Genomic DNA, 8,953 nt, shown 5'->3' on the forward strand with positions numbered 1-8,953 from the left:
TTAGTGCTCCTCACTTATAGAGGTGGGAGAGGGTTGCGCTCCAGCTTCAACATAAGTGGCTAGTTCGCCAAGTCTGCCTTTGTAATACAAGCTAATTAACGGTGACAATAATGTTTGCGCTGTATCGCCAAATCGTTGTTCACTAAAGTCTTCAGGGAATTGATATAAACGCTGGAAATGTGGTTCCATGCCTTCGCCTAATTGGGTCTGTTCGTCCAACCATTGAGGCTGCGCCTCACGCAATTTTTGAATATGGTCACCTTCTGCTTCAACGTAGGCTAGGGCGGTTCTTGGCATAAACATTAAAGGTTGTGCTTGCCCCTGTTTAAACAAAGCAAACCACAGGGCTAATTGTTTTTTTGCTTGAACGGCAGTCATCGGCGCAAAAACATGGAAATGGCCAATATCAAGTAGGTAGCTATTTATTGGCTGATTGAGCCTAGTAATATCAGTGCTATCTTGCATTGCGCAAAGGCAAAGGTGCCTTAAGTAAACGCGCACTAAATCTCGACCATTAGCGGTTCCTGGCCGGTAGTTAACCAGTCCTTTAGCGCTTAAATCATCTATGCGACCAACCAGTTTAATAGATTGAGCTGTTACTGGGCTGCTATCATCAAACGGTGCTACATCAATGGCAATTTCTACTGATTGGCTTGACTCTCCTTTAAGGTACAAGCTTCTGCCAATCAGTGGCGTGATATCATGCAGATATTGGCTGAGTAATAGATCATCAAAGGGTTTGAGTGGGATATTACCTTGCGCTTTAAGGCGCTCAAGCAGTTCGTCATCAGGGCGCTCTGTTTGATTTTCTATGGCATGATCTATCAAGACTGATTGTAATTTATAACGCTCTAAAGCATTCAAACTAAAGGGTTCATCGTTGTCATCAGCCCGAACATCAATAGATAAGTCAACTTTAAGCGTTCGATTAAAAAAGTACTGTGCAGGGTTTCGGAAAAATCGAATCAGGGCTGATAGTTCTATCTCCTCTACTTCGTTGCTATCGGGCAGGGCTGTATTTAATAGTGAAGTGTCTAAATTAATAAAGCCATTGCTACTTTTGTTGGCGACCTCAATCGTTGTTTGTGCCATGGGGGCTGGACACCACTGCGCACTGTAACTTTGTTGTAGCGGTAAACTATCAGCAATATTAGTACTTTGGTAAAGGCGTTCATCGAATGGTTGTAGTGGCTGTTTACAGATCAGTTGTGTTGAGATTGCTTGCTCTATTTTATCAACAAACAGAGCCGCATCTTGCTCACTTTGGCTATTAGCTTCTGCCTCTAAAGCAAGTTTTGCGGGCAGGTAAGCTAACTGACAGTATTCGACTAACTCAGAGACAAGCATTGATGGGATCCGCTCAGAATCATCACGTTCACTGTTACCGATGTAACTGATATACAACTGCTGCCTTGCCGAAAGTATTGCTTCAAGGAAAAGGTATCTATCGTCTAATCGGCGAGAGCGGTCGCCTTTACGGGGACCCATTTGAGCCACCAAGTCGAAGCCGACTGGATGCTGTACTCTTGGATAAATCCCATCGTTCATACCGAGTAAACAGACAACTTTAAACGGAATTGAGCGCATAGGCATTAACGTACAAAAGTTAACACTTCCCGCGAGGTAACGTTGCCCGACTCGAGATTCTGATAAACGACTATTAAACCAGTTTTGCAACACTTCGATGGGAAGGGGGGTCGTATGACCCGATTCAGTTAACTCTTCAGCAAGTGTGACTATCGCGTCACGGATCTCTTGTAATTGTACTTGTTCATCGTCATCGACTAGATAAAAAGCAGCAAGTAGCAACTCTAGCTGTTCGATACGCTCTGTTAAACTGCAACTTTGTGCTAAAGCGGCGTGCACATCGTCTAAAGCTTCAATGAAATCTAGTAGTTTACCTAACGCCTGAGCCGTTTGTCCTTCAATACCGTTGACTGCTAGCGTTTGCTGATACAGCGGCGAGTCGTCGGCAAAGCTGTAGCCTAAAATAAGACGTTTAATTCCCAGCGACCAAGCATTTTGCTCAAAAGCTGGCAGCTGATGTTCGGCTCGGCTGGCGCCATTTCGGCCCCATCGCACACCCGCTTGTTCGAGCCAGCGCTTAAGAATTGTTAGCGAATCATCGTCTAACTCAAACCGCCTTAGCACACTGGGGACCTCTAAAATACCGATGATATCGGTCAGACCAAACCGGCTTTGATTGATATTAAGTAAGTGTAAAAAACTGGCAATAAGCGGAGATTCCTGTACTGCACCGCGATCGGCAATGGCATACGGAATGTAATGACTGCCTTGCTTAGCGCTAAAAACGGCATCAATATAAGGTGCGTATGCTGCCACATCAGGCATCATTATCACGATATCTTTAGGCGCTAGTGTTTGCCCTTTAGAGTCTTTTTGCTTGGATAGCATCTCTAGTAGATGGTCATGCAGAGTTTCTACTTCTCGCAGTGGGCTATGGCAACTGCGAATTGTGATCGAGTGGTCATCTTGTTGCAGTATTCTTCTGCCATCAACCGTTAAATAAAGCGAGGCATCGGGGCCTAAACTTTGTCCTCGGGTACTCAGCTGTAAAATGTCGTGTTGCACGCCATGTAGCATGCAATCAATACCTGGATCTTGGTAACAATCTAAGTTAAATGCAGTATGTTCTTCTGGCAATTCAAGCATAAGATCTAACAGCTCACGACCCATCTTGCCGTTATTTGCAAGTAATGGATTACCGACCTCAAGCTTGTCTTCCCACTCAACTTCAAGTTTTTGTTTGTTGGCATACTGCAGTGCCATGCGCGCTCTAAGCCGAGGGTCAACGATATCTCCCCAATAATGCTGACAGGGACTTAGGCTTAGCATTATCACATCAAGACGCTTAGCTAAGTGATGCAGCACATCTAGTGTTTGCGGCGCCATTGATGAGATCCCAAACACAAATAGACGTCGGGGGAGAGATGCCATTGAGGTATTTGGGTCATCAAGTTTATCAAAAAGTGCTTGATGTAAATTAGCGCGGTGATACTGGCTTTTATGTAACGTATTGGCGTTAAACTCGATTAAGGCTCGCCATAATATAGGTTGCCATGCTTGGGCCTGCGCTAATTTATCTCCCTTGGGAGGTAAGGTCGGCTCATTCGCTTCCCATGCTGCGATCCAATCCGGTCTATAAACTAAATACTGGTCAAATATATCCGCTATTTGGCCACAGAGTTGATAGAGCTTTAGCGGACTTTGCGGATGAGGTTCCGATATGGTTGCAGACACATCAGTTTCAGGGCGCTCGCCCTGTAAGTCATTTGAGCTATGACCTTGGTTACCGTTATTTAAATAATTGGCTAGAGGAGCAAAATCATCTTGGTCGATAAGAGAAGGCAAAAGCTCCATTAACTTCCAGGTCATTGCTGCTTTAGTGAAGGCATTTTCCTTAGGTACGTCATCCAATAAGGTATGGCAAAGCTGCCAAATAAAACTTGAAGGAAGCGGAAACTCAAGCGCTGCGGCAATATTATTCTGTCTTGCTATCTCTAGTCTTAACCAGGTTGACATGCCAGGGCTTTGCACCAGTATATGCTCTGGTAAAAGTAGTGGTGCTCCAGGCAGTGGTGTTGTTAGCTCTGTGGCTAAAATCTGCGATAGTGCTTCCATCTGGTTAGACTGTACTAGGTATAGCATGGCGTTCCTTTAACAATAATGAATGGTGCGCTTATTGTTTTTGAATTTAGTTTTTATCCCGTTTCGGGTCTACAGTAAACGATGGACTAATCAGTCAGTTCTACATTTGTCTAAATGACTTTCAAGCAAAAAATCGATAATAATAACCGCAGCGTTTACTGAATTTATCTATTCTATGTGTTTGTTTTATCAAGTGCCAATCTCTGTTTAATGATATTAAACTTTAACCATCTTGATTGAGTGATAAGTAACCGAGAAATGCGTTTATAGGCAGCAGGTGTTAATGTTTGATACTTAAGCGCAACGTAATAACGAGTGAGTTTGTCAAAGTCAGCTTCGATGGTCGGGAAGCTTGTCTGTACTCGTTGATAATAGTCTTCAGGGCCTTCGCTCTCTGCTCTTTTTAACCCTCGACGGGCTAGTGAATGGCACACTCCCATATAGGCTGTAACGTGCTTGTCAGTTGCTCGACTGAACTGCAATAGCCCTGCACTATAGGCGATGGCAAGCCCTATGATTAATAGTGACGTAAAGACTAAGATAGCAACTCTTACCTGAGTGACTTCGCCTAGCATTTTTTGCAGCACATCTTGCTGCTTATCAGAATTAAAGCCCAAAACCCATACGCTCCAGAAATAATCAATACCGGCAAACTGCAGCCTTAATTGATTAAATATGTCGCTAGTGCGACTGCCTAAATATCCAAACGGGCTATCAATAAGGTAACTTTGGTGGGGATCAAACACCGCATCGAATCCCTGTTCTATCCGTTCAGGGGCTATCATCGCTGTTGGATCATAACGCGTCCATCCTTGGCCTGGTAACCATACCTCTACCCATGCATGTGCCATATATTGATACACACTAAAGTAGCCAGCTGCTTCATTATACTCACCGCCTTGATAACCTGAGACTATTCTAGCTGGAAGTCCTGTAGCCCTCGCCATAAAGGCAAATGCACTAGCGTAATGCACACAAAATCCTGCTTTATTGCGTAATAGAAAATCATCAATTTGCTGATGACCCACTGCTGGTGGCCGTAAAGTGTAGTAGTAAGGCTGCTCGCTAAAGTAGTTCATCATGGCATTAAGCCGCTTCTGTGGGGTTGGATATTGCTGCTCAAACTGCTGAGCCAATAATCTGGTTCCGGGGTTGCTTTGGTTTGGTAACGCAAGATTTACCTCTCGAACAGCTTGAGAAATCACTGCGTCCATTGAATGTTCAGGGTAGGAGGTGACTTTATAAAGCCTACGTTGGTCAATAGGCCGCTTGGCGAACAAGCGATGATCTGTAAGTGTTGAGATACCAGGATCTTGAGTGGTTGCGACATCAAGTCCAAATAACCACTGTTGTGAACTCGGCTCTGCAATGATTGTGTATGAGATAGACTGGTTTATATTTTTATTTAGGTAGTTTATTTTGTGAGTGTTTGGGGATTGCTTGGACGCGTTATGAGTTGAAACAGCATTTTCGCTAGCAATAATTGCGCTATTTTGCGACCACTGTTTACCGTCATAATCCTCCATCACTATTGCCCGCCAATATAGTGCTGAATTTTTAGGGTATTCGCCTTGTTGAAAGGTTGCTCTAAATGCTAGTTCAGCTGAGCGGGTGAGTTCAGTAATATTGGAGAAATTTACTGTACTTGATAGGCCTGTTTTTGCACCCCCTTGAGCTGGGACTAACCAAAGCGGTGGTAGTCTAGGAAGTACCAAGAATAATAAAATGGCTAATGGAAAGCTTTGGAGTATGATTTTGCTTCCTAGATTAGCAGTAAAGCGAAAGTGAGCTTTATCATGATGCAAGCTAACTAATACACAGGTGTTAATCAGTGTGACGATAACAAGGTGTAATGCGGACCATAGGCTTTGCTGCTGAATAAAGCTTAATGCTATTAGAAAGTAACCAACTAAAACGACAATATGCACATCTCGGCGACTACGCATCTCAATGTATTTGAGCGCATAACCTAAGATCAGTAAGTTTATTAAAGCATTTAAGGCACCAATTTGACTTACCACCATGGTCAAGGTTACCGCCGATGCAAGCCCCAAGGCTGTCACTAACCAACGAGGTGGTTTAGCAACTTTACCGAGATAAATACCGAGTCGCCAAATAATGCAGATAGTGCAAATCGCTAATGACCATAGGGTGATCTGCGAATAGAGCGGGCTAATAATGGCAATATTGGTAAGCAGTAACCACATCAAGGTTTGGCGAGATAAATCGAACTGATTGCTCGTTCGTGATCGCTGGGGTTTGATTCTAACCATTGTTATTGCTCAACTGGTGGTTGTGATACAGCGCTAGTTGAGTCTGTGCATTGATTCGGTGTTGCTCGCCATGATCGGGATTGATAGTGGCCTCAGCTAATTTTAAACCGAAAATTTGATGCTTTGAAGACAAGTGCTCAACTTGCCATGATAGCCGACTGAGATTGACCTCTAAATTGTAATCGTTATCGTCTAAGGTTATCCATAATGGCGTGCCTTGTGGTTGTTGAAACTCCTTGGTTAACATACCGCGCCCTTGTGCGAGCTGTTTCCATGCAATTTGCTTTAGCGACTCGCCCTTTACGTATTGCTTAAGCCCGCTAAATTCATCGACTCCAGCGACGTACTTTCCAACAGATTCGACATTATTATCGTTAGAAAGGCTTGCCAGTGCTAAGTTAGCTTTGATTGGTTTAGCAAATATTATTTGCTCAATGCTTAAGTCGACATGAGACCACACTCTGCATAAACCAAGTGGAAAACGGGATTCAACTTTTATTCTGCCTGGATTGAGTTTACCGCGAACGGTGCCATTAAAACTTAAACTAGATTCAGTAGTTTCAGCAGATACTTTTTTTACCACTTCTATTTGTTGACCAGCAAAACTGAGGTGGATCTCAAATGCCTCGTTAGGGCAGGAGTGAAGCACGGGGACATAGCAAAGCTGGCTGGCAAAAGTATCTGGGGCGTTTGTTAAGCGGGTTAATGACAGGCCTGCCAGATTCTTATAACTATAGATAATACAGGTATTGAATACACTAAAGAGAAGAAAGCTTAATCCCATCACAAGATTATTTTGGTAGTTAGTACCAAATACAAACAAGATGGTAATCAACATTAGCCAGCTAAAACCGAGTCCAGTAGGCAGGATAAATATACTTTTATGGCTAAGGGTGATACTGCTTGATGGCGGGATCCTCCGTGACAGCCAGCGGCCAAATACTCGAGTGAACCTTTGTCTTATCCCTTGTCCACTTTTCATCAATGCCTCTGAACTTATCTTGTGTTTTAACGTGAATAAATAATTTAAAGGATAGGGTTAACTCTACTCAAAATAATGTTAGAAATGACCGGTGTATTTTGGTTTGTCGAGCGACTCATTCTATGCTCCGCAACCAGTGGGAATATGGTTTGTACATCTTCAGGTACAACATATTGACGCCCCTGAACCATTGCCCATGATTTGGCTGCTTTTAAAATGGCTTTGCTGGCTCGAGGTGATAAGCCAATCGCTTCGTCTAACTCTCTAGAAGTTTTAACAAGCGCCAGTATGTATTTTATTAGTGAATCAGAAGCACTAATGTTATCAACTTTTTGCTGAAGTTCCTGCAGCGAGAGCGCATTTAGGCATGGAGGCAAGGGCTGGGCCTTGGTCAGTTTTTCTTGGCCTTTTAGCATCGCCATCTCTGCTTCTTGGCTTGGATAACCAATAGATAGTTTCATCATAAACCTATCTAACTGAGACTCTGGCAGTGGAAAGGTGCCTGATTGCTCACTTGGATTTTGGGTGGCAATAACAAAAAAGGGGTTAGGTAATGGATAGGTTTCACCGTCAACGGTGATCTGTTTTTCTGCCATTGCTTCTAAAAGTGAGCTTTGAGTCTTTGGGCTAGCTCGGTTAATCTCATCGGCTAAGATCATTTGTTTGAATATGGGACCTGGGTGAAATACAAATTTAGCCTGTTGTTTGTCAAAAATGCTCACTCCTAAAATATCGGCGGGTAACATATCACTGGTAAATTGGATGCGTTGATAGCTTAAACTCATACTCTGTGCCATTGCCTGCGACAGGCTCGTTTTACCCATCCCAGGCTGGTCTTCTATCAGCAGGTGTCCTTCTGCAAAAATACAGCTGAGAGCAAGTTTTATTTGCTGTTGTTTCCCGAGTAAAACTTGCTCTAGTTGCTCGACCAAAATTGAGATGTTTTCGTTGGGCATACAGCTCCCTTGTCGGTGGTTTTACACTGAGTTATCTAGCAAAATAATCTTTGCCATCTCGATGGCTACGTTTGTTAACTATGGTGGAAACTACAGCCTGTTTCCACCTTTTATCGTGGCTAATTATGATATTAAGAGAATAAGAAGAGTAAAAATTCAAAGTAAACTGATGTTTATAGAGTGGCTGTGATGGATATGCGTTATTAGTTCTATGGATTATCGACTACCAACAATTCTGGGCTGAGGGTGACACTTTCTTGTACTTGTATAAATTTGGGTTTGAACAGAAAACCTTGAACGAGATCGACCCCAACATCTTGGGCAAAGAGAAGATGTTCCTCGGTCTCTATACCTTCTAGTACTGTTAACTTATTGGTTTTACGAGCGAAACTTATTAGTGCGCTAATTAGGTGCAAATACTCAGGTTGCTGCGCTGTTTTTAACCAGTATTTGTCAAATTTTAAGCAGCTAACTTTACTCATTAAGTCGACCGATAGCATAGAGTGTGGCGCACCGATATCGTCTAATCCGACCGGTATTTTAGAGTGCACTAATTGTTCGATAAAGCTCGCTGCTAAATGTGCATCATTGATACAGGTATTTTCAATAATTTCGACATACAGATCTTGCCTTTCTTGCAGTAACGCCAGCATTTTTTCACTATTAAACTCTATTGCATGGGGATCGATATTGACGAACAATTTACCTTCTAAGGGCGCATGTGTTATTTGAAACGATTTTGCTGCAATTTCAACGCTAGTGAGCAATTTTTGATGGGAATGTAGCTCTTCAAATACAATATTAGGCGCGATAGCTAAACCATCAAGATTGTAAAACCGTGACAGTGCTTCGTAGCCAAAGATCTCTTTTGTATGTGGGTTAAGTAGCGGTTGATATTCTGCAGTTAAACGAAGGCCCGTTAGATCCAGCATAGCTCTTTTGTTTTTGGTGTAATGATAACCATTTACACTAACATAAAAGTAGTGAGATAAAACAATCAAAACACTTAAGCGCTTTATTAATAACCATTGTGACTAAAATAATTCTTAAGCCGTATGAATTTATTAGTGTTT

The 8,953-nt window shown here is 42.7% G+C and carries 5 protein-coding genes; all 5 read right to left on the minus strand.

Annotated features, from left to right (window positions below; genetic code table 11):
- The 5 genes from recC to K5R16_RS18155 all read right to left on the minus strand — a co-directional run bounded on the left by recC (position 1) and on the right by K5R16_RS18155 (position 8,812).
- A complete protein-coding gene (gene recC, locus K5R16_RS18135; protein ID WP_220739238.1) occupies positions 1-3,669 on the minus strand; it encodes an exodeoxyribonuclease V subunit gamma in 3,669 nt (1,222 codons plus the stop codon).
- A 173-nt stretch (positions 3,670-3,842) separates the two neighbouring features.
- Positions 3,843-5,942 (minus strand): DUF3488 and transglutaminase-like domain-containing protein, encoded by a 2,100-nt coding sequence (locus tag K5R16_RS18140; protein WP_220739240.1) that lies wholly within the window; start codon positions 5,940-5,942, stop codon positions 3,843-3,845.
- Positions 5,935-6,924 (minus strand): DUF58 domain-containing protein, encoded by a 990-nt coding sequence (locus K5R16_RS18145; RefSeq protein WP_220739242.1) that lies wholly within the window; start codon positions 6,922-6,924, stop codon positions 5,935-5,937. The genes K5R16_RS18140 and K5R16_RS18145 overlap by 8 nt, the downstream gene beginning before the upstream one ends.
- Positions 6,925-6,968: 44 nt before the next feature.
- Positions 6,969-7,880, minus strand: coding sequence for a MoxR family ATPase (locus K5R16_RS18150; protein WP_220739244.1), 912 nt, complete (start codon positions 7,878-7,880; stop codon positions 6,969-6,971).
- Between the two features lie 209 nt (positions 7,881-8,089).
- On the minus strand, positions 8,090-8,812 hold the full coding sequence (locus K5R16_RS18155) for an EAL domain-containing protein (protein ID WP_220739246.1): 723 nt from the start codon (positions 8,810-8,812) through the stop codon (positions 8,090-8,092).
- Positions 8,813-8,953 lie beyond the last annotated feature (141 nt).

This window comes from Shewanella sp. c952 (genome assembly GCF_019654975.1).
Taxonomy (GTDB): Bacteria; Pseudomonadota; Gammaproteobacteria; order Enterobacterales; family Shewanellaceae; genus Shewanella.